General features: G+C 66.7%; 24 protein-coding genes and 3 pseudogenes. 10 read left to right on the top strand and 17 right to left on the bottom strand.

Annotated features, from left to right (window positions below; translation table 11 throughout):
• The first annotated feature begins 5 nt into the window (after nt 1-5).
• The 3 genes from Q8K84_RS11035 (at nt 6) to Q8K84_RS11025 (ending at nt 2,166) form a co-directional block, all read left to right on the top strand.
• On the top strand, nt 6-479 hold the full coding sequence (locus Q8K84_RS11035; protein WP_293416840.1) for a DUF2141 domain-containing protein: 474 nt from the start codon (nt 6-8) through the stop codon (nt 477-479).
• 73 nt (nt 480-552) lie between these two features.
• The gene (locus Q8K84_RS11030) at nt 553-1,074 is read left to right on the top strand and encodes a hypothetical protein (protein ID WP_304754500.1); all 522 of its coding nucleotides are present in this window, start codon (nt 553-555) and stop codon (nt 1,072-1,074) included.
• 150 nt (nt 1,075-1,224) lie between these two features.
• Complete coding sequence (locus Q8K84_RS11025; protein WP_304754499.1) at nt 1,225-2,166, top strand: hypothetical protein; 942 nt, start codon at nt 1,225-1,227, stop codon at nt 2,164-2,166.
• Nucleotides 2,167-2,187: 21 nt separating this feature from the next.
• Here the strand turns inward: Q8K84_RS11025 and Q8K84_RS11020 are convergent, their stop codons facing one another.
• The 4 genes and pseudogenes from Q8K84_RS11020 to Q8K84_RS11005 all read right to left on the bottom strand — a co-directional run.
• A complete protein-coding gene (locus Q8K84_RS11020) occupies nt 2,188-3,405 on the bottom strand; it encodes a pyridoxal phosphate-dependent aminotransferase family protein (RefSeq protein WP_305282681.1) in 1,218 nt (405 codons plus the stop codon).
• 2 nt (nt 3,406-3,407) lie between these two features.
• Entirely contained in the window at nt 3,408-3,659 is a 252-nt protein-coding gene (locus tag Q8K84_RS11015; protein WP_304754497.1) for an acyl carrier protein, read from the bottom strand.
• A 69-nt stretch (nt 3,660-3,728) separates the two neighbouring features.
• Nucleotides 3,729-4,682: an NAD(P)-dependent oxidoreductase gene (locus Q8K84_RS11010; protein ID WP_304754496.1), complete on the bottom strand. Its 954-nt coding sequence runs from the start codon at nt 4,680-4,682 to the stop codon at nt 3,729-3,731.
• Nucleotide 4,683: 1 nt separating this feature from the next.
• A pseudogene (locus Q8K84_RS11005) lies at nt 4,684-5,799 on the bottom strand (AMP-binding protein); the annotation flags it as partial.
• 332 nt (nt 5,800-6,131) lie between these two features.
• Here Q8K84_RS11005 and Q8K84_RS11000 point away from each other — a divergent pair.
• The gene (locus tag Q8K84_RS11000; protein WP_304754495.1) at nt 6,132-8,675 is read left to right on the top strand and encodes a TonB-dependent receptor; all 2,544 of its coding nucleotides are present in this window, start codon (nt 6,132-6,134) and stop codon (nt 8,673-8,675) included.
• 232 nt (nt 8,676-8,907) lie between these two features.
• Here Q8K84_RS11000 and Q8K84_RS10995 read toward each other — a convergent pair whose 3' ends face one another.
• Nucleotides 8,908-9,225 (bottom strand): integrase core domain-containing protein, encoded by a 318-nt coding sequence (locus Q8K84_RS10995; protein ID WP_370867864.1) that lies wholly within the window; start codon nt 9,223-9,225, stop codon nt 8,908-8,910.
• A gap of 45 nt (nt 9,226-9,270) precedes the next feature.
• Here Q8K84_RS10995 and Q8K84_RS10990 point away from each other — a divergent pair.
• Nucleotides 9,271-9,732 (top strand): annotated as a pseudogene (locus tag Q8K84_RS10990) (integrase core domain-containing protein); the annotation flags it as partial.
• Nucleotides 9,733-9,918: 186 nt separating this feature from the next.
• Nucleotides 9,919-10,404: an Hsp20/alpha crystallin family protein gene (locus Q8K84_RS10985; RefSeq protein WP_293416858.1), complete on the top strand. Its 486-nt coding sequence runs from the start codon at nt 9,919-9,921 to the stop codon at nt 10,402-10,404.
• On the opposite strand, the gene Q8K84_RS10980 is transcribed toward Q8K84_RS10985, so the two are convergent.
• The 5 genes and pseudogenes from Q8K84_RS10980 to coxB form a co-directional block, all read right to left on the bottom strand.
• A complete protein-coding gene (locus Q8K84_RS10980; protein ID WP_305282680.1) occupies nt 10,354-11,763 on the bottom strand; it encodes an AarF/ABC1/UbiB kinase family protein in 1,410 nt (469 codons plus the stop codon). The genes Q8K84_RS10985 and Q8K84_RS10980 overlap by 51 nt on opposite strands.
• Nucleotides 11,764-12,042: 279 nt before the next feature.
• Nucleotides 12,043-12,513: pseudogene (locus tag Q8K84_RS17405) on the bottom strand (integrase core domain-containing protein); the annotation flags it as partial.
• Nucleotides 12,514-12,874: 361 nt separating this feature from the next.
• Entirely contained in the window at nt 12,875-13,231 is a 357-nt protein-coding gene (locus Q8K84_RS10970) for a hypothetical protein (protein ID WP_305282679.1), read from the bottom strand.
• Nucleotides 13,228-15,750: a cytochrome c oxidase subunit I gene (gene ctaD, locus Q8K84_RS10965; protein WP_305282678.1), complete on the bottom strand. Its 2,523-nt coding sequence runs from the start codon at nt 15,748-15,750 to the stop codon at nt 13,228-13,230. Before ctaD ends, Q8K84_RS10970 begins: the two co-directional genes overlap by 4 nt.
• Entirely contained in the window at nt 15,747-16,454 is a 708-nt protein-coding gene (gene coxB / locus Q8K84_RS10960; protein WP_305282677.1) for a cytochrome c oxidase subunit II, read from the bottom strand. The genes ctaD and coxB overlap by 4 nt, the downstream gene beginning before the upstream one ends.
• Here coxB and Q8K84_RS10955 point away from each other — a divergent pair.
• A complete protein-coding gene (locus Q8K84_RS10955) occupies nt 16,440-16,949 on the top strand; it encodes a DUF2231 domain-containing protein (RefSeq protein ID WP_305282676.1) in 510 nt (169 codons plus the stop codon). The genes coxB and Q8K84_RS10955 overlap by 15 nt on opposite strands.
• Here Q8K84_RS10955 and Q8K84_RS10950 read toward each other — a convergent pair.
• Entirely contained in the window at nt 16,919-17,410 is a 492-nt protein-coding gene (locus tag Q8K84_RS10950) for a CopD family protein (RefSeq protein ID WP_305282675.1), read from the bottom strand. The two genes, Q8K84_RS10955 and Q8K84_RS10950, sit on opposite strands and share 31 nt — an antisense overlap.
• Nucleotides 17,398-18,156: a cytochrome c oxidase assembly protein gene (locus Q8K84_RS10945; RefSeq protein ID WP_305282674.1), complete on the bottom strand. Its 759-nt coding sequence runs from the start codon at nt 18,154-18,156 to the stop codon at nt 17,398-17,400. Before Q8K84_RS10945 ends, Q8K84_RS10950 begins: the two co-directional genes overlap by 13 nt.
• A gap of 179 nt (nt 18,157-18,335) precedes the next feature.
• Here Q8K84_RS10945 and Q8K84_RS10940 point away from each other — a divergent pair, with 179 nt between their 5' ends.
• Complete coding sequence (locus Q8K84_RS10940) at nt 18,336-19,217, top strand: S-methyl-5'-thioadenosine phosphorylase (RefSeq protein WP_305282673.1); 882 nt, start codon at nt 18,336-18,338, stop codon at nt 19,215-19,217.
• Here the strand turns inward: Q8K84_RS10940 and Q8K84_RS10935 are convergent.
• The 3 genes from Q8K84_RS10935 to Q8K84_RS10925 are packed head-to-tail and all read right to left on the bottom strand — an operon-like array spanning nt 19,195 to nt 21,438.
• A complete protein-coding gene (locus Q8K84_RS10935; protein ID WP_305282672.1) occupies nt 19,195-19,767 on the bottom strand; it encodes a DUF2064 domain-containing protein in 573 nt (190 codons plus the stop codon). The genes Q8K84_RS10940 and Q8K84_RS10935 overlap by 23 nt on opposite strands.
• A 19-nt stretch (nt 19,768-19,786) precedes the next feature.
• Nucleotides 19,787-20,482, bottom strand: a complete 696-nt coding sequence (locus Q8K84_RS10930; RefSeq protein WP_305282671.1) for a TIGR04283 family arsenosugar biosynthesis glycosyltransferase — start codon at nt 20,480-20,482, stop codon at nt 19,787-19,789.
• Nucleotides 20,470-21,438, bottom strand: a complete 969-nt coding sequence (locus Q8K84_RS10925) for a radical SAM protein (protein ID WP_305282670.1) — start codon at nt 21,436-21,438, stop codon at nt 20,470-20,472. Before Q8K84_RS10925 ends, Q8K84_RS10930 begins: the two co-directional genes overlap by 13 nt.
• Nucleotides 21,439-21,603: 165 nt before the next feature.
• Between Q8K84_RS10925 and Q8K84_RS10920 the strand changes: the two genes are divergently transcribed.
• Nucleotides 21,604-22,416, top strand: a complete 813-nt coding sequence (locus tag Q8K84_RS10920) for a DUF1499 domain-containing protein (RefSeq protein ID WP_305282669.1) — start codon at nt 21,604-21,606, stop codon at nt 22,414-22,416.
• A gap of 25 nt (nt 22,417-22,441) precedes the next feature.
• Nucleotides 22,442-23,551, top strand: coding sequence for an NAD(P)/FAD-dependent oxidoreductase (locus Q8K84_RS10915; protein ID WP_305282668.1), 1,110 nt, complete (start codon nt 22,442-22,444; stop codon nt 23,549-23,551).
• Here the strand turns inward: Q8K84_RS10915 and Q8K84_RS10910 are convergent.
• Both Q8K84_RS10910 and Q8K84_RS10905 read right to left on the bottom strand, forming a co-directional pair.
• The gene (locus Q8K84_RS10910) at nt 23,535-24,956 is read right to left on the bottom strand and encodes an NAD(P)/FAD-dependent oxidoreductase (RefSeq protein ID WP_305282667.1); all 1,422 of its coding nucleotides are present in this window, start codon (nt 24,954-24,956) and stop codon (nt 23,535-23,537) included. The genes Q8K84_RS10915 and Q8K84_RS10910 overlap by 17 nt on opposite strands.
• Nucleotides 24,953-25,669 (bottom strand): TVP38/TMEM64 family protein, encoded by a 717-nt coding sequence (locus Q8K84_RS10905; RefSeq protein WP_305282666.1) that lies wholly within the window; start codon nt 25,667-25,669, stop codon nt 24,953-24,955. Before Q8K84_RS10905 ends, Q8K84_RS10910 begins: the two co-directional genes overlap by 4 nt.
• Nucleotides 25,670-25,807 lie beyond the last annotated feature (138 nt).

Here is a 25,807-nt window from a genome sequence, read left to right as displayed (position 1 = left end):
AGCCCATGAAAGTCCGAACAGCCCTTGCGGGCCTTGCCTTCGTCGTGTCGCTCGGGGTCGCTGCGCCCAGCCTGGCGGCCGACCAATGCGTGGGCCGTGAAGGGCCGCACAAGGTCTCGGTGGCGGTCACCGGCGTGAGCCCGATCAAGGGGGAGGTGGCGGTCACCCTCTATCCCGACAACCCCCGCCGGTTCCTGGCGCCCAAGGGCAAGCTGCTGCGCGCACGGGTGAAGGCGACGCCGCGGATGACCGAGGTCTGTTTCTGGGTTCCCGAGCCGGCCTACTACGCCATCGCCATCTATCACGACGTCAACAGCGATCATGACTTCAACCGGACGATCATCGGCATGCCGGCGGAGGGGTTCGGGTTTTCCAACAATGCGCCGACCCGCGTCGGCCTTCCGTCCTTTGAGAGCGTGCGGTTCCGCGCCGGACCAGGCACCACCCAGGTCCCCATCTCCATGCGCTATCAGCGCTAGAGACTGATGCGATCAGACGGAACCGTCCGATCTTTTAATCAGGCTCGGCGCCTCAACGCCAATTCTGGCCGTCTTGCCCTCTGGCAAGACCAACGTACTGGCCCTCGACCTCGGGATCCGGCCCGGCTGGACCCTGGACGCAACTCTGGCGCGGATCACCCGTGGCCCGCTGAACCTGAAGACACGGCGTCCCCTGGCCCTGGGCTGGGCTGGCGATGAGCAGGCGGATCTCGCGGGGTTCATCTTTGGCCTCGGCGCCTTCGTTCGCGCCACCCAGATGTCGCAGTCCGTCCACCGCATGGGGGCCTTCCACAGCCTGGCGGTGGCCTTGACGGTCGTCGGCGCAGCCTTTGGCGCACTGTTTGGCCAGGACGGCGACGGCTGGCGCCAGGGGGTGCGCGCGAGCCTGTCCATCGATGGGCGCGAGACGACGCTCGCCCCGCGCTTCGTCGTGCTGGCCACGTCGCTCAAGCGCCTGCCCCTCGGGCTTCGCCCCTTCGGTCCCCCGCAGGATGGGATGAAAGTCTTGGACGTCGCCGCCCCCCCCCAGGCGACTGGCGCTGGCCCTGCCGGCCGTGCTGATGGGTCGCGCTGAGACCTGGCTGCGACGCCAAGGTTACCGTCGGAGCCTGGCCGAGCGCGTTGTGGTTTCCAGCCCGGCGCCCGTGGTCGTTGACGGCGAGGTGTTCCCCGGCGGCGAGATCGCGATCGGCCTGGGCGCGCCTGTGCGATTCCTGGTCCCGTGATGGAGGCTCTGCAGACCCTGGTCGGCGAAGACCTGGCGCGGGCCGCCCCACCGCCGGGGCGCGCCATGGCGCAGGCGCTGGCCAGTCGCATCGAGGGCGTCGCCGCGGTTCTGTTCTACGGATCGGTCCTGCGCACAGGCGATCTGGACGGCGTGGTGGACTTCTACGTCCTTACCCATGGCCCGCGCCCGGGTTGGCGCGGCCTGGCGGGCCGGGTTCTCTGGCCCGATGTCAGCTACCACGAGCTGGAGCTCGACGGCCGTATCCTGCGGGCCAAGGTGGCGACCATGACCCTGGCCCAGTTCCGCTCGGCGGTCACGGGACGGCGGATCGACACGACCATCTGGACGCGCTTCGTCCAGCCCTCGGCCCTGGTCTGGGCGTCGGATGCGGACACCCTTCGGGACATCTCCCGGGCCGTCTCCGAGGCCGCCTGCGCCGCGGCCCGGTTCGCCGCCGCCCTCGGTCCATCGGAAGGCCCTGCCCTGGACTACTGGCGGGCCCTATTTCGCCAGACCTATGCGGCGGAGTTCCGCGTCGAGGCCCGCGGGCGGGAGAACGATATCCTGGGCGTCGATCCCGGCCGCTACGAGCGGCTGCTGCTGGCGGCCTGGCGGGCGCAGGGCCTGGCGTTCGAGGAGACGCCGGGTGATGGGACGGTGCGGCCCGTGTTGGACGACCATGAGCGGGGGCGCATCCTGGCGGCCTGGCGACTTAGGCGCGCGCTTGGCAAGCCGCTCAACCTGGCCCGTCTCGCCAAGGCGGCCTTCACCTTCGAGGGGGCGGCCCGCTACGCCGCCTGGAAGATCGAGCGGCACACCGGCCTGCGCGTGCCGCTCACGCCGTGGCGGGAGAAGCACCCCATCCTGGCCTCGCCCGGGGTGTTCTGGCGGCTGTGGAAGGCCCGTCGCGCGCAGACCGCCGGCCGCGACCGCGCCTGAGGGCGCCGACCGACCCGACCTTCAGCCGCGGGCACGCTTGGGTTCGGTCGCCAGCACGCCGAGTTCGCGCGCCACCTTGCCCATCACCGCGATGACCTGGTCCAGCTGTTCGATGCTGTGGGCCGCGCTGACGCTCGAGCGGAGCAGGGGGCGGTTGTCCGGGGTCGCCGGGGGCAGGGCGAGATTGAGATAGACCCCGTTCTGCAGCAGCAGGTTCCACATGGCGGCGGCCACCGCCTGGTCCGGCATGGTGACGGCCACGATCGGGCTGCAGGTCGGCCCCGTCGCCAGCCCCAGGGCGGTGAGCCCGTCATAGAGGTGCTGGGCGTTGGCGTGCAGCCGGTGGCGCAGTTCCGGCGCCTCCTGGATCCGGCGCAGGGCGCCCAGGGTCGAGGCGATCACCGCCGGCGGCAGGGAGGCGGTGAACATGTAGGGGCGGCAGACGATGCGCATGACATCGAAATCATCCATGTCCGAGACACAGAAGCCGCCCACCGAGCCCAGGCTCTTGGAGAAGGTGCCGACGATGACGTCCACATCGGCCTCGGCCGCCACCTCCTCGGCCAGACCGCGGCCGGTCGCCCCCAGGACGCCCATGGAATGGGCCTCATCCACCAGCAGATAGGCGCCCATCTCGCGCTTCACCGCCGCGATCTCCCGCAGGGGCGCCACGTCGCCGACCATCGAGTAGATGCCCTCGACGACGATGAGCTTCTCGCCGGGCGCGTCCTTGAGGCGACGCAGGCGCTTGTAGAGATCCTCGGGATCGTTGTGGCGGAAGCGGGTGACCTCGGCGTGGCCCAGGCGCGAGCCGTCATAGATGCTGGCGTGGCTGTCGGCGTCCAGAAGCAGGTGGTCGCCCCGACCGACCAGGGTCGAGAGCACGCCCAGATTGGCCTGATAGCCCGTGGTGAACACCATGGCGTGCTGGCGGCCATAGAAGGCTTCCAGGGCGCGCTCCAGCTCCACATGGCCCTCATAGCTGCCATTGGCGATGCGCGACCCCGTAGTGCCGGTGCCCCGCTCGCGCACTGCGCGGACCGACTCCTCGACACAGGCCTCGTCAAAGGTCAGGCCCAGATAGTTGTTGGTGCCGAGCAGAATGGTCGGACGGCCGTCGACGACGCCCTCCGTGGGGGAGATGACCGCATCGAACCGGACCCCGAACGGATCGGCCGCCGTATCGCGAAGCGCCTTATAGGCGTCTCTGGACGCCGCGTGCCTATCGAGCAGAGCCATGCTCAAACCTTGTTCCGGATGTTGTCGATAAGCGCCGCGAGATCGCCCACGGTCTGGACTTCGCTCAGGCGGTCGATGGGGATGGAGATGTCGAAGCGATCTTCGAGCTCCATCACGATGTTCATGAGGGCCAGGGAGTCCACGGCGAGGTCGCGCGAGATGTCGGATGACGCGGTCACAAGGACCTCGCGCTCCAGCACGGCCTCAGCGGCCTTCGCCACCTCAAGCACGGTGGGATCTGTCACCAGTTGCATAGAGACCGACTCGCCCCCTAGAACGATCGTCCGTTAACGCCGCATCTTTGGCGCAATATGACGCGGGCGTCAGCACCTGATCGCCTGCTGTAGCGGCGGTTTGCGAAACCTGACGCCGGAGGCCGCATACCCCTGAACCGTATGTAGGAACCCGTCGGCGAGATTAAAGCGGGCCGGCGGAAGTCCGGAAATCTGCTCGCCCGGCGCCACCGACCAGTCCAGGTGCGTCAACTCTCGCAGCTTGCCGAAGGTCAGCATGGGGGCCGATCGACCGCCCCGCGCCGCGCCCATCACGGCGACGACGCCCAGGGCGGCGTTGGGGATCCGCTGGAAGCGGGGCCTGCGGCCAAAGGCGTCCGCCGCCGTCTGGAACACCTCGCGCCAGCCATAGCCCTGGGGGCGAGGATCGGACAGGCTGAGCGTCTGGCCGCCCGGCTGTCCCGTCAGGGCGGCGATCTGCCGCGCCGCGTCCTCGACATGCATCATGGCCATCCGCGCCTTCGGATCGAGAAGCGGCAGGATCGGACTTGCGGCGGCCAGCTGGAAGAGGGGCAGGGTCTCGGCGTCGCCGGGGCCGTAAAGGGCCGGGGGGCGCACGATGGTCAGGCGCTCGCCCAGCACTGCGTGCGCCGCCGTCTCGCCGGCCCGCTTGCTGGCGGCGTAGTCCGAAAGTCCGGGCTCCCGCGCGGCCAGGCTGGAGATCAGCAGCACCGCGCCCTCGGCGCGCTCAGCCACCCGGCGGGCGCCTTGCTCATTGACGATGAAGAAGGCGGCCCGGCTGCGCGCCTTGATCAGGCCAGCCCCATGAATGACGACGTCGGCGCCGGCGCAGGCCCTGTCCAGGGCGCGATCATCTCCCAGATCGCCGGGCACGACCTCGACCTCCAGGCCGCGCCACAGGGGGTGGATAACGTCGCGGCGGGCCAGCACCCGTATGCGCCAGCCGTCGGCCGCGAGCGCGGGCACGAGATAGCGGCCGAGGAACCCCGTCGCGCCGGTGACCGTGACGAGACCCCGTGACACCCTAGGCCGGCTCGGCTTCGGCCAGCCCGGCGAGATACTCAGCCTTGGCCCGCGAACGGCTGAGCTTGCCCGACGAGGTCTGGGGCAGGGCGTGCCCGCCGACAAGGTTCACCTGGGCCTCCACGCCGTGGCGCTGGCGGAGCAGGTCGGTGACCTCGACGGCCAGCTTCTGGCGCGTTTCAGCGTCGCTGCTGCGGGTCTGGACCAGGACGATCACCGCCTCCTCGCCCTCGGCGGGAACGGAGAAGGCGGCGACATCGCCGCTGCGCAGGCCGGCGATCTCGGCCTCAGCGGTCCATTCCAGGTCCTGCGGCCAGATATTGCGGCCATTGAGGATGATCAGGTCCTTGCTGCGCCCGGTCAGGACGATCTCGCCCTCCGACAGATAGCCGAGGTCGCCGGTGTCGAGCCAACCCTCGGCGCCCAGGACGCGGGCGGTGGCGTCGGGGTCCTGGAAGTAGCCGCTCATCAGGCTGGGGCCGCGGGCGAAGACCCGACCGGTCCGGCGCTCCGGCAGGATCTCGCCCCGCTCGCCGCGGACCTGAAGCTCGTGCCCCGGCAGGGGCGGCCCGCAGCGGGCGAACTCCCGGACGCGGGGCGAGGGCGCGCCTGAGGCCGCCACGCCGTCGCGCTCCAGGCGGTGCACATCCAGTCGCTCGGTGACCAGGCCCTTGCCCAGGGGCGCCATGGTCAGGGCCAGCGTCGCCTCGGCCATGCCATAGCTGGCCACGAAAGCCTGGGGGTCGAAGCCCGCCGCCGCGAAGCGCGCGGCGAAGTCCCGCAGGGGCTTGGTGCGGACCATGTCGCCGCCGAGGCCGGCGATCCGCCAGCGCGACAGGTCATAGCCTTCGAGGCTGGCGTTCTCGGCCCGCCGCGCGCAGAGCTCGTAGCCGAAGGTGGGGCTGTAGGAGATGGTCGTACCGTTCTTGCCCATAAGGTCGAGCCAGAGCAGCGGACGGCGGACAAAGGCGCCGGTGGGAAAGCGCGTGCTGCCGGACGAGAACTGGAGATAGCAGGGGCTGTCTGGCCCGATCTCCGGCAACGCTTGTCCGGTGGACTGTGGCAGGTCGACCAGGGCGCCGGCGAACTGCATCGGGCGAACCGCGGCGGTTTCGGACGCAACGGGCGCACCCCAAATCACCACCCGATCAGTGAATCACAGGTCGAAAAGCGGAGATACAACAAACCGATCGGCCCGCGCAATTCGCAAGCTTTTGCGCACCCAATCCCCAAAACTTGCGAAAACGAATATCTGAAATCGCCGGGATTGACCGTCAAATCAAGGCGTTGATATTTTTCACGAGCGACTTCGGACTTATTTTAAGCACCGACCAGTGGCTGGTCGCGCGACCCGAGGGAGGGGCATTGCCTCAGGCGTGAACGGCGTTATGGTAATGGCCATTACCGTCAGCATAGAGGCAATAATGCCTAGCGACTGAGGGGGGAAACATGAAAAATTGCAAGAATCTACGATTCGCCTTCGCGAGCGGCGCATCCGCGCTCGCTCTGGCTGCGGCCTCGCCTGGTTGGGCGCAAGACACCGGCTTCACCATTGAAGAGCTGGTGGTGACGGCTGAAAGGCGCGATCAGCGCCTTCAGGATGTGCCCGTGGCCGTGACGGCCTATACAAGTGAGCGGCGCGACGTGCTTGGGGTAGCCAACGTCGAGGATTTGGCGCGTGTATCGCCGAGCGTCACTTATACCAACAACGACCGCCTCTCGATCCGAGGCTTTGGTCGCCTGACCAATGCTATCGGAACCGATCCTTCCGTAGCGCTGTACTCCGACGGAATATTCTCAAACTCCATGGCTGATGCAGCCACGCCGTCACTGTTTATCGAACGCACGGAGATTCTGCGTGGACCGCAAGGCACGCTGTACGGACGTAATTCCATCGGCGGGGCGCTGAACATCATCGCCAAGCGTCCAACGGAGGATTTCAACGGTGAGGTCCGTGCCGTTCTTGGGAACTACGGCACCTGGCGAACCGACGCCTTGGTTCGTGGACCGATCACGGATGGCCTACGCTTCCTTCTCGGGGGCTCTCTGGAGCGCCGAGAGGAAGGCTTCTTCGAGAACCTCGGGCCTGCCGGCGATTCCAGCGCTGTTAAACGGTACATAGTCGAGGCCCAGCTGGAAGCCGATCTTGGCGAGAACATCACGGCCCGCCTGCGCTATACGAAATTCGACTGGGATGACAGCTTCGGCGTTGGCAACGTCCACGAGTCGATCACGAGCCGCTACGACACCACGTCTCCGACCGGTCTCGGCAATGCTGGCCTCTACTACAATCCGACCTTCGGCTTCGCAGGAACTAATCCGGCGATGACCGACCCCTACAAGATCAGCACCAACCAGACGAGTGAAGGTAAGCTCAGTAATCATGAGCGATTGCACTTAGACCTTACCTGGGATCTTGGCGGCATGACCCTCAAGTATCTGGCCGGCTACCAATCCTATCTCTACGACACGGCTGGGGACGAGGATCGTTCATCGCGCACCGGCCTATTCAGCGTGCCGACCGCGACGCCTTTCGGCGCCTACACCGCTACGGGCGTGTCGCCAGACCAGAGGTTCTTCTACCGCGAGGACCAAAAATGGTACTCCAACGAGATCAACCTGTCATCGAACACGGGCGGGCCACTGCGCTGGATCGCCGGTCTGTACCAGTATCATCAAACCTACGCGCAACCCCAGGGCCAGCGGGTCCTTAACGATCCGGCCGTTCAGAACCCGATCAATCTGGCGACCAGTGGCCCGGCGGCACCGAACCCGATGGGGAACTATCTCTTCGTAGACGGTACGCTTGAGGTGGATTCTTACGCGGCCTTTCTTCAGGTCGACTATGATATCACCGATACCATCACGTTTACGGGTGGCATCCGGTACACGGTCGATGAGAAGTCGGGTACAGACTCGGCTCGCTACGTGTCGCGCACCAACACCACGACAACAATCTTGGCCGCCGCGGGGATACCAGCCGCCGTCGGACAAGGGATCGCGGTGGATTTGACAACCTTTGCCATATGCGGCGGCCCAACCATCGCGTCCTGCCTGGCCAACCCGTTGTACGCCAATGTACGTGAGCTCTCAGGCGGTGGTCTGACGCGTGACCTGTCGGGCGACTACGACGCCTGGACCGGGACCTTGGGTCTGCAATGGCAGCCGGACAGCGACACCAACGCCTACGCCCGTTACAGCCGCGGCTATAAGTCGGGTGGTTGGCAGGCCTCGAGCGGCCTCGCTCCGATCCCCTATGCTGATCCCGAATATGTTGACAACTTCGAGCTCGGGCTGAAGAAAAATGTGGGGCGGCGCTTCCAACTGAATTCTGCGCTGTTCTACGCGGACTATCAGGGTTTTCAGGCGCCGCTGACCGTGGTTCTTGACCCCGCGGCGGGCTTAACGGGCAGTCAGTTCGTGAATCTGGACGCTGTGAGTTGGGGCCTTGAGATGGAGGCCCAGTGGGCTCCGATCGATCATCTTCAGATTTTCGCGAGCTATTCGTACCTCAATACCGAGATTAAGAGCGGCTGCTGCTTCGTCGATACAGCCGACCCGAAGGCTCTGCAGGCGGGCGCGCGACCTACGGGCGTCGTGTTGCCGGACGGAAGCAGGCTCCAGACCCTCGTTGGGAACAGGCTTCCCATAACTCCGGAGAACAAACTCAACCTAGGACTGAATTATACAGTCGAGTTGGCTGAGGGCGATCTCGTACTTGGGGCCACCTACACCTTCACCGACGAGCAACAGGCCGTCGTTTTTGCTCAGCCGGGCTTCCGCTCGCCATCGAACGAAGTCGTCGACTTCCGGGCGCTTTGGAAGGACGCCGACGATCGCTACACGGTGATCGGCTACGTCAAGAACGCCTTTGATGAGTTGGCCTATCAGGACTTCCGAACCGGAGCCCCCTCGGCCAGCGGAATCCAGCGTACCACATTGAAGCCGAACTTTCCTCGGACCTATGGGATAGAATTCCAGTACCGGTTCTAAGCCAACAGTGGGCCGTTTCCGAGCGATAGCAGGGAGACGGTCCACCCCTTCCGTTGGTGGCAAGTTGCCTGGTCAGGTGACCTGCCCCCTCCGGTCCCTCGATCGTTGTGGGAGCCCAGGGGTTTGATAGTTGATCTGCAGCGCTGGCGGTGGCGGCCGGGCGCCATAACCTTTGAGGTTGCGCAGCCGACCGGCCGCGGGGTTCAGCCGCACTGCTTCCGGCATTGGGCCGCTATGCGCTGAGTGGGGCCGCAGATTTGTTGTAATCGCGCCGCCAGCGCTCGATTACGGCCCGGGCGTTCGCTGGGTGCGCGAAGACCTTCTCGTTCAGGCCCTCGTCGTGCAGCTTGCCGTTGAAGCTCTCCACGAAGCCATTCTGCTGTGGTTTGCTCGGCGCGATGTAGTGCCAGCCGGTCCCGGTGCGGTTGGTCCATTCCAACATCGCACGGCTTGTCATTTCCGTGCCGTTGTTGCTGACGATGGTGGGTGGCATTCCATGCCGGGCGATCAGGCAGCGTGCCATGCGATGGCCGCCGATCGAGGTGTCCACGATCAGCGCCAGGGCCTCGCGGGTGAAGTTGTCGACGGCGCACACCAGCTCTTCGACGGGCGTAAGATACGCATCCTGGCGATAATAGACACCTTCAGTCGGTGTTCGCCGGCGCTGGATCCCCGCTTTGCCTACAAGGCCTGCGACGTCGTCCAGACGCTCGAACTGGCCGGCAAAGCGGTCGGCTATCCACGGGTCATCCGCGTCGACAATGGCCCCGAATTTGTCTCCCGCGACCTTGATCTCTGGGCCTACCAGCGGGGCGTCATCCTGGACTTCAGCCGCCCTGGCAAGCCGACGGACAACGCCTTTGCGGAGTCCTTCAACGGCAAGGTCCGGGCCGAATGCTTGAACACCGCCTGGTTCATGTCCCTCGACGACGCCTGATCAAAATGCGAGGCTTGGCGTAGGGACTACAACGAACATCGTCCCCACAGCGCGATCGGCGACAAGTGCCCGACCGTGCTCATGAATGGCGCCGGGACACATGGCCCACCCGACGCCTGACCGGCGAGAAATCCCGGCCCGACCTGGTCCAAGGTTTGGGGGGCAGGTCCGGCGCAAGACCAACCCCCGGCCATCCCTCGCTGCTCTCCCGCGAGCCTAACAACCCGTTCCGACGTTAATCGCCTTGAATTCGCCGCCATCAGGCGCCCAACTCTTCAGTCGGAGAATATTCCCCAGGAGTTTCGAATGATCGGCAGCATCTCGGTCAAGTTGGGGCGGAAAGTATATTCCGCCACCCTTGAATACGACAGCCTTATCGGCCGCGGGTTGAGGGGTGTCCGGCACCGGCTTGAGACCCAGCTCGGCTCTCCTTTGGGAGATGTTCCGGCTTTTGCAATCGCCCAGACGATCGAGGACGTGACCGTTGAGGTCGATGCCCCTGGGTATGCCATAGGCGACATGGTCCTGGAGGCCACTCCCACGCGTTTGCGTCTGCGAGCGGCCGGCCGTCTAGGGCGGTCCGGGAACATTGGGCGTCCGTTCGACCTGAGCGTCGATCTCCCGGAGCCGGTCGATCCCGACGAGGTGACGGCGACCCTCGAAGACGGCGTTCTGACCGTGAGAATGATCAAGGCCGCGTGGGTGCGCGGGGAAGCAAGACGTGTTCCCGTGCGCGAAACCTCAATCCCGCCGGAACAGGCGACTCACGAAGGCGGCCAGGCCCACGCCTGACAGGATGACGATGGCGATCCGAGCGACCGCGGCGGCCTGATCGTCCTTCGCGACGATGACGACGGCGGCAGCGACGATAAGGGCCGCGACCACGATCCCGAGCGACAGGGTATCGGCGGCCCGTCTGACCGCTCGCGGCAACTCGGCCAGGTCTGAACTTGAGACCTGGATGACAATGCCCTCACGGCTGATGCGCCCGATACCGCGCCGGATCGCTTCTGGCCCGATGGCGAGGATCTGATCTAGTTCCTTGAACGTCCGGAAGGCGCGGGTGGCGAGCGCTTTCGGCGCAAACCGAGATGCGAAAGCCCGGAGAACCACTGGCGCGATAGCGGCGACGACATCGAGGTCGGGATCGAGCGTCCTCGCCAAGCCTTCGGCGATGCCCAGAGCGCGCATGAGCAGCAGCAGGTCCGGCGGCAACGTCAGTGCGTTTTCTCGGGCGATGGAGATGAATTCGGTGATCGCCTCCGCAAGCCGGATCGGTCGCCCGGAATCCGCGGCGTAACGCAGGAAGAATCGCTCGACACCTTGTTCAAGGCCGGGCGGCGGGGGTCCCGAGCGGCCAGCCCATTCCATCAGCACATCAGAGACCGCCGCTACGTCGGCATCCACGAGGGAGCCGAGGACCACGAGGACCTGCTCTCGCCTTTTCGCCGAGAGCCGCCCGACGGAGCCGAAGTCCAACAGCGCCAGACGACCATCCGGAGTCACCAGAATATTTCCTGGATGAGGGTCCGCGTGGAACACCCCGTCCAGCAGGATCATCCCCAGCAGCCCCCTCGCCGCATCGGGCGCCAAGGCGCGCGCCATGGCAGGCTCTTCGTTGCGGAACGCGGCGTTAGGACTGCGGCCACGGACGCGTGCGCTGACCATGGTCCTTTCTGTGGTAAATCGCTCATGAACGAGCGGAACATGGAAGACGGTTGCGCGTCTGCGGACCTCCGCTTGATTGCGAGCCTCGATCCGAAAATCGATCTCCTCGAGAAGGGCTTCGCTGAGCTCCGTCACGACACGCACAGGCTGATGTCGACGCAGTGCCGGGGCGCGACGCTCGATGACGCGGGCAGCGGCCAACAGTAGCCGCAAATCAGCGCGCATGACCGCCTCAATCCCCGGCCTGCGAACCTTGAGAACGACATCTTCACCGGTCATGAGCCGCGCGGCGTAGACCTGGGCAATGGACGCAGCCGCAATTGGCGTCGTCGAAAATTCGGCGAAGAGCTCTTCCGGCGGCGCGCCCAGATCGATCGTCAGCTGTTCGCGCAAATGGTCGAAGGGCACTGGAGCCACGTCGTCGTGAAGCCGGCCGAGCCGCTCGGTCAGCTCTGGCGGAAGCAGATCGGATCGTGTCGCCATGATCTGGCCTAGCTTCACGAATGTAGGACCTAGGGCCTCAAGTGCCGCAACGAAGGCCTCATATGCCGAGCCCTCGTTCGCCTCGTCGGAAGCCGCGCCCCGGAGCAGACCCAGCCGCACCAAGACCGGCCGCGCGGCTGTAGGGGCTAAGGTGTGGATCACCTTAGCGAGACGACGATAGTCGTTGGGCGAAAGGGTCAAGGGTGACATAGAGCCTCGATGCTTGGTCGGCCCTGGGGGCGCAAGACCCTGGGCTCGAACCGGTGGGCCCCTCACGGGTTATCTCTGGCGGCCCATGTGGAGGATCAGTTTTTGACTAGCTACATGATCGGCGGGCTGAGCGCTCTCATGATTGTGGCGGGCGTTGCGGGCCTGACTTTCGCCATCAGACGCCTTCGAGATTAGAAGGCAGAGGATTATGCATTTGAGTTCACTCACGATGATGGTGATCAAGCGAACGGTGAGGTGATCCTCCCCCGTTTTGGTGGACTGATCTTCCGCCGAAGTAGTGGACGGGGTTAGGCGGCTCTGCGCTCGGCGGCGGCTGGGGCTGATGTAGCCCAGGGCTGAGTGCAGGCGTCGGGGATTGTTAGAAGCCCTCGATGTAGTGGAACAGATCCCGGCGGGCTGGTCGCGCGTGGCATAGACCCGATGATGGACCCGTTCGGTCTTGAGGGTGGGGAAGAAGCTCTCCATTGGGGCGTTGTCCCAGCAGTCGCCCTTACGGCTCATCGACGGCGTAATCCCTTGTCGTGACCTGCTCCCGGAAAACTGGTCCAGTTTTCCGGGAGCAGGTCACACGCGCAGGCCACCTTGAATATCAGCAATCAGCCTACGTTTTCAGCATTGACGGTGTTTTGAAATGAACCCCCGTATGCGCAACTCGGTGCAAGGGATTACGTTTTCCGTCCGATTGGAGACGATACATCTCGAAAGATCCATTCTAGGAACAACGCCTAATTATTATACGAATCTCAGAAGCATAACTTTTTGCTGGCTGGCGTGACGGTATTTTCGCATGAGAATATTTTTTGTCCCGCAGAATCAAAGGGGTTGTGCATACCCGAACAATCGAGTGGGAATAGTCCGGGCCTGAAGTCGCGGGCCAGCTTCAGGCGCAGACCCGCACCAGGAATAACGGAAGTCCCAGCCAGGCGGTCGAAACCGCGCCGACGCCTGCGACGGCGAGGGTGGCGTATCGCAGGAAGCCGTCGGTCCCGTCGCCTGCGGCCGGCCGCCGCCAGACCCACAGGACGTAGGCCGCCGAAACGACGGTCATGACCAGCCACAGCCCGATCAGGGTCAGCCGCAGCGGCCAGGGCTCGGTGGGGCTCGCCCAACCGCCCGCACAGGCCGCGCCATGCACCCCATAGAGGACGACAAAGGCCAGGCTCCAGAGGACAAAGGCGCCCACCAGCCACAGCAGGTCGCCAAAGGCGCCGAGGCGGAGGCGGAGGCGGAGGCTCATGCGAACCACACCGGGCCGTGCAGCAGGGCGAGGCTGATAAGCCCGACCGCGCTGAGATAGAGCCACCAAAGGCGCAGGGCGGCGAACTCCACCCCGCGCCGAGCCGATATCCAACCGGCCTTGGACCGCGCCCAGGCGTAGGCGCTGAGGATCGCCGCGATCAAGCCGTGGAAGGCGACATAGCCGCTGATAAAGGTCACGGCCGCCGCGTAGGCGTGGCTGTCGGCGGGCGGAGCGGTGAACAGCGGGACGGCCAGGGCGGCGCCGCAGGTGACGGCGCCCGCCGCCGCCGACACCAGCAGCCAGGTGCGGCTGGCCTCAACCAGACCCTCGCGGTTGGCGTGGCTCGCGCGCCAGATCGCCGTGAGCCCGACGCCCAGACCCGCCAGGATCAACAGAGGTGTCACAGCCTCTTTCGCCAGCAGGCTCGGCGGCGGCCAGTTGGGCGCCACCACCCAGAGGAACAGATAGCCGAACACCAGGGCGCCGAAGAAGACGCCGTTGGCCATCAGGGTGAAGACCATCCCCCAGAGGCTCGGAGGATCGGCGGCGGTGGGATGAAGCGGCGCCCTTCGTCCCAGGCCGATATCCACCGGCTCGGCGTCGGCGGGCAGGCCCGAGGCCCACATCCATCGCCAGCCGCAGATTACGATCAGGACGAAGGCGAGGCCGGAGAGCGGGTAGAGCTTGAACAGGAAGCTGAGGAAGAACAGGCCTGTGGCGATGGCGGTCCAGAGCGGGATCAGGGTCGGCCCAGGCAGCAGCACCACCTGGTCGGGCTCGCCGCTCAGCATGTGGACGCCCAGCGTCTCGCGCCAGCCATTGCGGGGTTGGCCCAGATAGCCCTCGCCCCTGGCCAGGGCGGCGGGAAGGCCCGGATCATCCTCGAGCGGGTCGCGGCTGGTGACCTGGGGCTGTGAGCCGATGTTGTAGGACGGGGGCGGGGTGGGCATGCCCCATTCCAGGGTGCTGGCGCCCCAGGGATTGCGACGGGCGCGGCGGCCGAACCTGACCACTTGGATGACATCGACCACCACCAGGGCGAAGCCGATGGCCAGCACGAAGCCGGCGACGGAGCTGATCAGGTTCAGCAGGTCCCATCCCATGTCGCCGCCATAGGTGAACACCCGGCGCGGCATGCCCAAAAGGCCGGTCAGATGCATGGGCAGGAATGAGGCGTTGAACCCCAGCATGATCAGGGTGAAGGCGGTTCGGCCAAGGCCCTCGAGATGCTTGCGTCCCGAGAAGTGCGGCAGCCAGTAATAGATGCCGGCCAGCACGGGGAAGACGAAGCCACCCATCAGCACATAGTGCAGGTGGGCGACGATGAAGTGGGTGTCGTGCGCCTGCCAGTCGAAGGGCACCACGGCGACCATCACCCCAGTCAGGCCGCCGATCACAAAGGTCGACAGGAAGCCGTAGAAGTAGAGCATCGACAGGGTGATGCGCGGGCGTCCGCTGAGCAGGGTGGCCAGCCAGGCGAAGATCTGCACCGCCGTGGGGATCACCACCAGGGTGCTGGCCGCCGAGAAGAAGGCCAGCGACAGGTGCGGTATCCCGGTCGCGAACATGTGGTGGGCCCAGATGCCAAAGCTGATGAAGCCCAGCGCGATCAGGGCCACCACGATCCAGGCGTAGCCCACCAACTTCTGACCCGTGAACACCGGCAGGATGGTGGAGATGATGCCGGCCCCGGGCAGGAAGATGATGTAGACCTCCGGGTGGCCGAACAGCCAGAAGAGGTGCTGCCAGAGCAGCGGACTTCCTCCACGGGTGGGGTCGAAGAAGGGCCAGTCGAAGGCTCGCTCCAGCTCCAGAAGCACGCTGCCCAGGATCAGGGGCGGGAAGCCGAAGAGCATCATCGCCGCGGTGACCCACAGGTACCAGACCATGATCGGCATCCGGTGCAGGGCCATGCCGCCGGTGCGGATCTTCAGCACGGTGGTCATGAACTCCACCGCCGCGCAGACCGCCGAGACCTCAACAAAGGTGACGCCGATCAGCCAGACGTCGGAATTGATCCCCGGCGAGTAGGGTTTGGACGACAGCGGCGTGTACATGAACCAGCCGCTGTCCGGCGCGACCCCGGCCAGCAGGGCCAGGATCAGGATCGATCCCCCAAACAGGTAGCACCAGTAGCCGAAGGCGCTGAGCCGCGGGAAGGCCAGGTCCCTGGCCCCCATCAGCTTGGGCAGCATGTACAGCGCCAGCCCCTCGATGGCCGGGATGGCAAACAGGAACATCATCACCGTGCCGTGCATGGTGAAGACCTGGGCGTAGGCGGCCGCGTCCAGGAAGTCGGTCTCAGGACCCGCAAGCTGAGCCCTGATCAGCATGGCCAGGACTCCGCCGATCAGGAAGAAGACGAAGGCGGTGATGATGAACCGGAGTCCGATGGTGGAGTGGTTCACCGCCGACAGGGCCCCCCAGCCCGGCGGCGTCGCCCACAGGCGCTCCAGCGCCTTGTGGCGGCCGATGGTCGACAGCGGTGTGGCGGGGCTGTGCGTTTGATCCGTCATTGGCCGGCCCCTTGCCTGGACTGCCAGGCGCGATAGTCATCGGCGCTGTGGGCCTGGAGGACGAAATCCATCATGGCGTGACCGCGGCCACAGAATTCGGCGCACTGGCCGCGATAGGCGCCCGGCGCGTCAGCCTGCAGGCGGATGACGTTCACCTGGCCGGGGATGGCGTCGATCTTGCCGCCTAGCCTGGGGGCCCAGAAGCTGTGGATCACATCGCGGCTGGTCACATACACCTCAAAGGGACGGCCCACGGGCACGTGCATCACGCCGGCTGTGGCGGCCTGGCCCGGCGCGTCGGGATAGCGGAATGTCCAACCCCACTGGTGGGCTTCGGCCTCAATGCGCAGCACGTCGGGCTCTCCGCGCGGGCTCAGCCGGTCACCAATGACCAGGGCCGCGATCAGCAACGCCACGAGCACGACACCGGGAAAGGCCAGACCGCCCCCGATGAGCATGGCCCGGGTTGAGGGGGCTTTGAGCCGCCGGGTCATCAGGGGGAGGAGGGCGGCGCCGACCACGCCGACAAAGATCAGAACCGCTGCGGTCAGCATCACCCACCACAGGGTCGCAATCGTGCTGGCCGCCTCTCCCGCCGGGGCCAGGGTCGAGAGCGGCGTATCGCAACCGCTGAGCAAAAGGCCGGCGGCTACGGCGGAGCTATTAAGGCTCAGCCGCGTTGGGCTCCCATGTCGCAGACGCAAGAGCATCCCCCCCTCGCGCAGGATCGGTCTGAGGATCCTCATTCGGGCAATGTCGCCTCGAGCATCCAGGTCGCGGGCCATCCGGTTCACGTGATGCTGGTGACCTTCCCGATCGCCCTGGTGTGCGCCACCCTGGGGGCAGACCTCTTTTACTGGTGGAGCGCCGACCCCTTCTTCGCCCGGGTGGGTCTGTGGACCAGCGGCTGGGGCTTCGCCATGGGGGTGGCGGCTGCGGCCAGCGGTACGGCCGAGCTGCTTCTGGTCCGGGGCATCCGGCGCAGCGCCGAGCCCTGGAGCCATGCGGTCGCCGCGATGATGCTGCTGAGCATTATCGGCGCCAATTGGGGACTGCGGCTCTTTGACCGCGAGACCGCGGTCCTGCCCTGGGGCCTGTTCCTGTCGGTCCTGGGCCTGATCTTCGTCGGCCTGGCCGGCTGGCATGGGGGCAAGCTGGTGTTCGAGCATCAGATCGGCGTCGAAGGCAGCAAGGACTGAAGGCCGCCGGGCTCCAGCAGCCAGGCCGGCAGCCGGCTCGATCCCAGGAAGGGCTTTTCCAGCACCAGCCAGAGGATGGCCGTCATCGCCACGAAGACCAGGATCCAGACGGCCAGCAGCCGAAGGCGCGGCGGCTTGGAGCCAAGCTCTGACAGAGCCGACAGGACGAAGCCGTACTGTACATGGGCCATGACCAGGGCCCCCACCAGGGCCAGCTTGACGAACATCCAGCCCTGCAGAACGCCCGGCGCCAGCAGCAGCAGAGCCGTCCCGGCCCCAATGGCGACGAAGGCCGCGGGCGAGGTGATGGCGTTGTAGCTGAACCGACTGGCGTTGCGGATCCGGATGAAATCCTCCCGGTTGGTCATGTTCCTGTGGGCCAGGAGCAGGCCCGGGAGATAAACCAAGCCGGCGCACCAGATCAGCAGGGCGGCGATATGCAGGAATTTCAGCCACGCCACGCCATCGCCTCGTCATTCTCAAGACCCTTGAGCCAGCGCACGGCCAGCCAGATGACCGCCGCGAAGTAGGGCAGGGCGCCCGGCGCCCACATGATCAGTCCTGCCAGTTGCTGGTCTTCCAACGGGGTCAGCCCGAAGGCCTGGGTTGTCGCGAAATGGGCGGAAAACAGGGGCTGCTGGGCGAAGGTGATCAGCGCCGCCAGAAGTCCCATCTGCGCCATGGTGAGGATGAGGGCCAGGATCACCGCCGGCGCCTCGGCACGGCGGGCGAGTGCTGCGCTCCAGAAGACTGTAGCGCTGGCCAGCAGGGTGATCTCCATGAGCCAGTAGCTGGCGACCCCGGTCACCGCCCAGCCGTAGGCCGGGGGCGCGTGCCACATCCACAGGATGACCATGTGCAGGAGGCCCGCTGCGGTCAGCCAGCGGCCAGGCACGGCCCGGGGCAGGGCGTAGGCCAGCAGCGGCGCGGCCACCGCCACCATCAGCATGTGATGGCCGATGCGGGCGGAAAACAGCGCCACGCTCAGGGCGCACAGAGGGGAGACGAAGGCCACGAGCAGTACGCCCTGGGCCCCGAAAAACGCGCCTTTCTGGTGGGGCGTCGCCCTTGCGCGCCACATAAAGAGGCTGGTCGCAAGCGCGAAGGCGGCGAGAAGGACGGGGTCAAGATTCCAGCTTGCCCAGACCTCAAGCGGTTGTGGCGCTGGCCCGCAGTATGAGAGCCCAAGGGCGTCTGGTCCGGTCATGCGAGACGCACCCCCCGTTTAGTCTGAACCGAGCTTGATCTTGCAAAACAAGCTTGGGCGCAGAGCGTTCCGAAAAATCGTCGTCACCTTCATATCCCGAGCGTCGTCAGGCCCGGTGGTCGACAAGGCGGGCGGGCTTGGCTAGGCCAGGGGTTCAGGAGCGGTGCGCGCGGGGGCGAATGAAACAGTGGACCTTGGGGATCATCGGGGGCTCTGGTCTCTATGAGCTGGACGGTCTGCGTAACCGCAGCACCCTGTCGATCGAGTCCCCCTGGGGGGCGCCGTCCGATGAGCTGGTCACGGGCGAACTCGACGATGTCCGGCTGGTCTTTCTGCCGCGGCATGGTCGGGGGCACAGGATTTCGCCAGGCGCGCTCAACGCCCGGGCCAATATCGATGTCCTGAAGCGGGCCGGGTGCACCGACATCCTGTCGGTATCGGCGGTGGGCTCACTTCGCGAAGAGCTGCCGCCGGGGACCTTCGTCCTTGTGGATCAGTATATCGACCGCACGGTCTCGCGGCCGGCCTCCTTCTTCGGCGAAGGCCTTGTGGCCCATGTCTCCATGGCTGATCCAGTCTGCCCGCGCCTCTCCGCTGCGGCGGCGGACGCGGCCCGGGCGGCCGGAGCGCCGACGGTCGAGGGCGGCACCTATCTGGCCATGGAAGGCCCCCAGTTCTCCACCAGGGCCGAAAGCCACCTTTATCGCTCGTGGGGATGCTCGGTGATTGGCATGACCGCCATGCCAGAGGCCCGACTGGCCCGGGAAGCGGAGCTGCCCTATGCCAATGTCTGCATGGTCACCGACTACGACTGCTGGCGCGAAGCCACCGCCCATGTGGAAGTGTCCAATGTGCTGGAGGTGCTGCAGAGCAACGCCGACACCGCGCGCAGCATGATCGCCCACCTCGCCAGGGCCTTGCCACAGACCCGCGCGCCCTCGCCGATTGATACCGGCCTCGACTATGCGGTGATCACCGACCCGGCGCGGTGGGATCCTGAGCTCGCCGAAAAACTCGCCGCAATCTGTCCCCGCAAGTTCAGCCCAGCCGCCGCCGGGTGAGCGCCCGGCGCAGGGCCTCGCCATCATCGACATCCTCGCGAACCTTGAGCTGGGCGATCTGTACGTCGCCTAGGGCGCGGACCGTGTCGGCCAAGGTGTCGGCGGTGGACCAGCGGACGCCGTCAAAGGGTAGGGGCTCCCGGGGGCGCCGGCGAAGGCCGATCAGCCAGTAGCCCCCGTCGAGGGCGGGACCGAGAACCGCGGGCCTGGAGCCCAGGGCGGCGAAGGCGGCCGCTACGTCGGTTCGGCTGACCCCCGGGGTATCGGCGCCGATGATCACGACGGGCCCCGGCGGCAATCGGCGCACCACATGCTTGAGCCTGGCCCCCAGATCTCCGCGCCCCTGTGGGCAGGCCCGTCCTGTCCTTACCCAGTCGTTTGGCCGGTCGGGTGAGGTGGCGACCCACAGGGTCCAGCGGGGATCCGCGCCGAGTTCTCGCCAAAGGCGTGACAGGGCGTACCGGCCAAACCGGAGGGCGGCCAGGTCGCCGACATCGGCCGCCAGGCGCCGCTTGCCCACGCCGAATCGAGGGTGGCGAGCGAAGATCACCAGGTGGCGACGCCTGCGGTCAGCGGCCATAGATCTGGGCGATACGCGCCGGCGGGGCGCCGGTCAGGTAGAGGGCCAGGCAGTGCAGGTTGAGCAGGCTCTGGCGCATCCAGCCGCGTCTGCGCCAACGGACCGCCGAGGTCAGGGCGACGCCGGGCAGAATACGGAGGCGCCTGCGGCCGAGCCTTTGGACCAGATCCACATCCTCCATCAGGGGCAGGGGGCGATAGCCTCCGACACGCTCATAGAGCTGACGGTGGATCAGCATGCCCTGGTCTCCATAGGGCAGGGCCAACAGCGCCACGCGCAGGCGAACGCCCAGCTCCAGCAGCCGCGCCTGCCAGGCCCTGGTGTCGAGGCGAAAGCCAAAGGCCGCCGCGGTGTCCTGGTTGGCGCCATCTGCGACAAAGGCCTCGAGAGCCGCCCAGGCCTTGGCGTCCAATCGAGTGTCGGCATGCAGGAACAGCATCCACGGGGCCCGGGCCTGAACCACGCCCGCCGCCAGCTGGCCGCCTCGCCCGGCGGGCGCGCGCAGCACCTGCGCCCCGGCGGCTGCGGCCACCTGGAGGGTGGCGTCGGATGAGCCCCCATCAACCACGATCACCTCGGCATCCGACGGCAGGGCCGCCAGGGTTGTGGCCAGGCCATCTGCGGCGTTCAAGGTGGGAATAATGACCGACAGCCGCGGGGCGACCTGGGCCGCTAAGCGCTGCAACTGGCCCCGCCCAGCACGCAGAACTGCGCGCAGAAGGGGTGATTGAGGCTGACGGCGGTCGCCGCGCCTTCCAGGGTCGCCGCCAGCTCGAACTGAGGATCATAGGGGGTCAGCGTACAGGCCACGACGACCGGCCCAGCGGCGCCACGTCGGCGCACCACCATGCGGCTGGTGGCGCACATCATCTCAGTTGGCGACCGGTTGAGAATGCCCCAGCAAGCCTCTGTGATCTCAGGCACATCTGCGCCTGGCTCCATTTCGGGAAACAGCACCAGGGCGCCGGGATTTATGGCGTCCACCGCAAGGCTTCTGGTTTCAAACAACTGGGCGAAGGCCATCCGCGCCTGCACTTCTGACTCCTCGGCCATACGCCGTCCGGCGATGGCGATCCTGGCGCCCTCGCCACCAAGCCAGTCCAGGCCCGCCCAAGCCTTGTCCCAGGCTCCCTCGCCCCGCTCGGCGTCATGGGCGGCTTGTGTGTGGTGATCGAGGCTGACGCGAAAGGTCAGCTGGTCCCCATGGTCATTGATCAGCCGCCCAAGTCGGTCGCCCCAGCGCATCATCGGCCGCATGGCGTTGGTCAGGACCAGCACCCGATGTCCGCCGGCCAGCGCCAGGTCGAGCATGGTCAGAATGTCGGGGTTCATGAACGGCTCGCCGCCGGTGAAGCCGATCTCCCGGGTGGGAAGATCGCCTTCAGCGATTTGGGCGAGATAGGCCGCGCAGTCGGCCGCCGTCAGATAGACCAGGGCGTCATTGGTCGGAGAGCTTTCGATATAGCAGTTCAGGCAGGCGATATTGCAAAGGCTGCCAGTATTGAACCAGAGGGTCTCCAGCGCCTTCAACTCGACCCGCGCCCGCGCTGAGCCGTCCGCCGTGATCAAGGGATCGGAGAAGCGTCCTGGAGTGGCGGGCCCGCGGTGGGTGGCGAACGGAGACAGGGCGGTCTGGGTCATCGTATCCTTGCGCAGGCGGCAGCCGGCGGGGGCCCCAGGGACGCGAGCCGCCTTCCTAAGCCTATTCGGCCACCGGCGCCGATTGGTTTCAAGCTCTGCCCCCTATCCTGACCGGCTGGATCGTGAAACGGTCACGCTTGCTGAATTTCGCAGAAGGTTGACGCCATGCGGCTGCTGATCGCCCGTTTCGCCCTGGTTCTGTCGCTATTGCTCCCGTTCTGGTTCATGGGCGCCGCCCTGGGGGTGAAGTTTGACCTTTGGTCCTGGCGCGTTGGGCTGGGGGTGCTGATCATCCAGTGGGGCCCGCGCCTGCTGATCGCCGCTCTGGTTGTCGCCCTTGTCGCCCTGGTGGCGACCCTGGCCCGCGCCCCGCGAACGGGCTGGCGCGCGGCGCTGGTCGCCCTGCTGATCCCCGCCGCAGGCTTTGGCTATCTCGCCTATGTGCGCGCCCAGTCCGCGGACATCCCGCCGATCCACGACGTCACGACCAATATCGAGGATCCCCCCATCTATTCCCCGGCTTTGATGACCCTGCGGGACGCCGAGGCGGCCAATCCAGTCGCCGATGTCGCAGCGCCTCTCACCAGCCTGCCAGCCTATCAGGGGCCACGTTTTGCGCCTCTGGCGGGCAAGTCCCTGGGGCAGGTCGGACAGGCGGCCTATCCCGCGCTGAAGTCCCTCGCCACGGACGTCGCGCCTGCCGAGGCTTTCGCTGCGGCGGAAGCCGAGGTGCGCGCCCAGGGTTGGACCGTGGTTTCGGCCGACGCCACGACCGGACAGATCGAGGCCACGGCCGAGACCTTCTGGTTCGGGTTCAAGGATGACGTCGCCGTGCGGGTCCGCGCCGCTGGTTCTGAGGGTTCCAGCATGATCGACATGCGGTCCACCTCGCGCGTTGGTCTTGGCGACTTGGGCGCCAACGCCGCGCGGATTGAGGCTTACATGACGGCGCTGTCTTCGCGGCTGGCGGCCGACTGAGGCCTTGCGGATGGCGCAGTAGACCATGAGGCTGGTCCTGGCGGGGGCTGGCCATGCCCACCTGCATCTGCTGGCCCATGCCGCATCCCTGCGCGCGGCGGACCTGGACGTGACGCTGATCGCGCCGGCGGCGTTTCACTATTCGGGTCTGGCCACAGGCGTTCTCTCCGGCGCCCTGCCTGAGTCCGCCGCCATGATCGATGTCGCGGCCCTGGCGGCGCAGCAGGGTGTGAGGCATCTGCCGACGAACATCGTCGCCGTCGATCTGGCCGCCCAGGTCACGCGCACGGCCGAGGGGGAAGATCAGGCCTTCGACTTGATCTCCTTCAATATCGGCTCAGTGGTGCGTGACCCGCTCAACCTGGCCGCCGCGCCGGGGGTATGGCCGGTCAAGCCGCTGACCCGACTGTTTGATCTGCGGAAACAGCTCGAGGCGGTGTTGCTGCGCGAGCGGCGTTCCCCCCACGTCGTGGTGGCGGGGGGCGGCCAAACGGGTTTTGAGGTCTCTGCGGCCATCGCGGGGCTTTGCGAGCGCCATGGGCAGGTTGCGAGGCTCACCCTTGTCTCGCCCCATCCTGCGACCTGGGCGCCTCGGGCTGCGGTCGCTGACCTGCTGCCGCGGCTGCGGGGCCGGGGCATCGTGATCCTTCAGGGCGAGGTCACAGGGCGCGGGGATGGCCATTGCCGTCTGGCCGATGGCCGGGACCTGGAGTGCGAGATGCTGGTCCTCGCCGGAGGCCTCACCGCGCCTTCCCTGACAGGGGGCCTGGGGTTGGCGATGGATGCGGCGGGACGCCTGCTGCTCAACCCAGAACTCCAGGCTCTCGATCACCCGGCGGTCTTCGCGGCCGGCGACTGCGCGGTGATCGCCAAGGCGCCGCGCCCGCCGGTTGGCGTGTTCGGGGTGCGAGCCGCGCCGATCCTGCTGGCCAACCTGATCGCCAGGGCCCAGGCCGGGCCGCTGCGCCCCTATCGCCCCCAAGGCCGATGGCTATCGATCATGGATCTCGGCGACGAGACCGGGCTCGCCCTCCGGGACAAACTCTGGTGGCGGAGTCGTGGCGCGCTCTGGGTGAAGCGCCGTCTCGACCTGGGATTCGTCGCCCGCGCCCGAGGCCTCAGGCTAGCCGCTTGAGGATCGAAACCACCTTGCGTGTTCGGGGGGAGAAGAGTGCGGGCGTGTACCACTGCCCGGCCAGTCGCTTGCTGATCTCGCCGCGGGTCGGATAGGGCGCGATCATGCCGGTCACTTGGCTGAGCTTCAGGCTGGCTGACAGAACCAGGGCCCAGAGCGCGATGTGATCGCCCGCGTGGCGACCCACCAGGGTGACGCCGAGCACCTTGCCCTTGGCCGTTGTGACCAGCTTGCCCATGCCGCGAGTGTCCCCCTCGGCGATGGCGCGGTCATTGCCTGCGAAGTCGAAGGTCTCCACGCGGATGTCGTCCCCATGGACCTTGCGGGCCTCAGCCTCGCTGAGCCCGACGGCGGCGAGTTCAGGGTCGGCATAGGTCACCCGTGGGTTGGCCAGGCTATCGGCGTTCACCGGCAGGCCGAAGATGGCCCGACGCACCACCAGACCCGCATGGGCCCCGGCCAGGTGGGTGAATTGGCCGCGTCCGGCGGCGTCCCCCACGGCGTAGACCCGTCGGTTGCTGCTGCGCAGCGACCTGTCGGTGACCACGCCATTGCGGTCACGTTCGATCCCCGCCGCCGCCAGATTGAGCGCGTCCAGGGCGGGTTTGCGGCCCACGGCCACCAGCAGGTGGGAGCCGGAGATTCGCGTTTCGCCGGCCTCATCCTCGACAATCAGCGTCGGTCCGGCCTCGACCCGCACCGCCTTACGGCCGGCCATCAGTTCCACCCCGTCGGCGCGCAGCTGCTCCACTATGATCGCCGCCGCCGCTGGATCTTCGCGACCGAGGATCTGGTCGGCTTCGACGATCACCACCTCGCTGCCGAGGCGTCGGAAGGCCTGGCCCAGCTCAACCCCGATGGGACCGCCTCCGAGGACGATCAGCCGCGATGGCGCCTCTGTGAGCTCGAAGACCGTCTCATTGGTGAGGAAGGGCACGGCGTCGAGCCCCGGGATGGGCGGGATCGCTGCGCTCGATCCGGTGGCGATGATGATCTTTCGCGCCCGGACGCTCAGGCTCGCGCTGCCGACGGTGCGGGCGTCGAGGAAGCGGGCGGGCTCTCGGACCACGGTCACGCCGAGACCTTCGAACCGCTCCTGGCTGTCATGGGGGGCTATGGTGGCGATGGCGGCGCGCACGTGGGCCATGACCTGACTGAAATCCACCGACACGCCGGAGGTATGCACCCCGAGCCTTGCAGCGTGCCGCGCCTCGTGCGCCGCGGCGGCCGCGGCGATCAGGGCCTTGGAGGGGACGCAGCCATAGTTGAGGCAGTCACCGCCCATCTCGCCCTTTTCAAACAGGACGACCTTCAGCCCGAGCTGGGCGGCGCCGGCGGCGACCGACAGGCCGCCGGAGCCTGCGCCAATGACGGCCAGATCGGCCTTGATGGTCTTGGCGCTCACAGGGCGTCTCCGGACTTGGCGCGGTGGCGCTGATAGAGGGTCACCCCCAGGGACAGCAGGCCCAGCGCCACCAGGGGGCCGAGGATATTGGGCTGGAAGATGACCCCCAGGTCGGGCGCCTCGTCGCGGGCCAGCAGATCGCCGATCCCGGCGCCGATGCCGCTGTAGATGAAGGTCGCCGGCATGATCCCAATGAAGGTCGCGAGCGCATAGGGCGCCAGGGGGGCGTGGGCCAGGGCGGCGGCCACATTGACCAGCCAGAAGGGCGCCAGCGGAATGAGGCGCAGGGTCAGAATGTAGCCGAAGGCGCCGGCGGCGACCCCGTCGATGATCGCCTTGAGCCGGCCGTTCGAGGCCTCTGCCCGTTGTCGCAGAACCGCGCCTAGGGAGGTGCGGACCGCATAGAAGACGGCGATGGCGCCGATCGTCGCCCCGACTACGGTGGCTGCGCCCCCCACCCAGATGCCGAACAGGTAGCCTCCCGCCAGGGTGAGGATCACCGCGCCCGGGACGCTGAGCGCGGTAGACAGCGCGTAGACGCCGATAAAGGCGAGCAGCGCCAGGGGCAGGTTGTCGGCGACAAGGCCTCGCAGCGCCGCCTCGTGCGTCTGAAGGGCCTGCAGATTCAGAAACCGCCCCAGGTCACTGGTGAACACCAGGACCAAGCCGATCGCGAGGACCAGCAGGGGCAGGTAGCGCTTCAATTGGGTCATATATTCCTCGGGGGCGGACCTTCGGCGCGGCGACCGACGAGCTTGGCCGACCACTTCAGGTCTTCGTCGACCCGCCTGTCCTGGTTACAGCCACGCCCCGCCGCGCGTCCCGGAAAAAGAGGAACGGCGCGTCAGTCT

The organism is Phenylobacterium sp., assembly GCF_030679875.1.
In the GTDB taxonomy this organism is placed as follows: domain Bacteria; phylum Pseudomonadota; class Alphaproteobacteria; order Caulobacterales; family Caulobacteraceae; genus Phenylobacterium.
The sequence above is the reverse complement of the archived record's forward strand: the minus strand, read 5'-3'. Positions and strand labels throughout refer to the sequence as shown.

What these genes read in the sequence shown, in the direction of transcription:
- Q8K84_RS10940 (WP_305282673.1), top strand. Translation starts at nt 18,336, where the DNA reads ATGAAACAGTGGACCTTGGGGATCATCGGGGGCTCTGGTCTCTATGAG.
- Q8K84_RS10985 (WP_293416858.1), top strand. Translation starts at nt 9,919, where the DNA reads ATGATCGGCAGCATCTCGGTCAAGTTGGGGCGGAAAGTATATTCCGCC.
- Q8K84_RS10920 (WP_305282669.1), top strand. Translation starts at nt 21,604, where the DNA reads ATGCGGCTGCTGATCGCCCGTTTCGCCCTGGTTCTGTCGCTATTGCTC.
- Q8K84_RS11035 (WP_293416840.1), top strand. Translation starts at nt 6, where the DNA reads ATGAAAGTCCGAACAGCCCTTGCGGGCCTTGCCTTCGTCGTGTCGCTC.
- Q8K84_RS11025 (WP_304754499.1), top strand. Translation starts at nt 1,225, where the DNA reads ATGGAGGCTCTGCAGACCCTGGTCGGCGAAGACCTGGCGCGGGCCGCC.
- Q8K84_RS11015 (WP_304754497.1), bottom strand. Translation starts at nt 3,659, where the DNA reads ATGCAACTGGTGACAGATCCCACCGTGCTTGAGGTGGCGAAGGCCGCT.
- Q8K84_RS10925 (WP_305282670.1), bottom strand. Translation starts at nt 21,438, where the DNA reads ATGACCCAGACCGCCCTGTCTCCGTTCGCCACCCACCGCGGGCCCGCC.
- Q8K84_RS11000 (WP_304754495.1), top strand. Translation starts at nt 6,132, where the DNA reads ATGAAAAATTGCAAGAATCTACGATTCGCCTTCGCGAGCGGCGCATCC.
- ctaD (WP_305282678.1), bottom strand. Translation starts at nt 15,750, where the DNA reads ATGACGGATCAAACGCACAGCCCCGCCACACCGCTGTCGACCATCGGC.
- Q8K84_RS10955 (WP_305282676.1), top strand. Translation starts at nt 16,440, where the DNA reads ATGTCGCAGACGCAAGAGCATCCCCCCCTCGCGCAGGATCGGTCTGAG.
- Q8K84_RS10905 (WP_305282666.1), bottom strand. Translation starts at nt 25,669, where the DNA reads ATGACCCAATTGAAGCGCTACCTGCCCCTGCTGGTCCTCGCGATCGGC.
- Q8K84_RS10915 (WP_305282668.1), top strand. Translation starts at nt 22,442, where the DNA reads ATGAGGCTGGTCCTGGCGGGGGCTGGCCATGCCCACCTGCATCTGCTG.
- Q8K84_RS10980 (WP_305282680.1), bottom strand. Translation starts at nt 11,763, where the DNA reads ATGGCGACACGATCCGATCTGCTTCCGCCAGAGCTGACCGAGCGGCTC.
- Q8K84_RS10970 (WP_305282679.1), bottom strand. Translation starts at nt 13,231, where the DNA reads ATGAGCCTCCGCCTCCGCCTCCGCCTCGGCGCCTTTGGCGACCTGCTG.
- Q8K84_RS11020 (WP_305282681.1), bottom strand. Translation starts at nt 3,405, where the DNA reads ATGGCTCTGCTCGATAGGCACGCGGCGTCCAGAGACGCCTATAAGGCG.
- Q8K84_RS10945 (WP_305282674.1), bottom strand. Translation starts at nt 18,156, where the DNA reads ATGACCGGACCAGACGCCCTTGGGCTCTCATACTGCGGGCCAGCGCCA.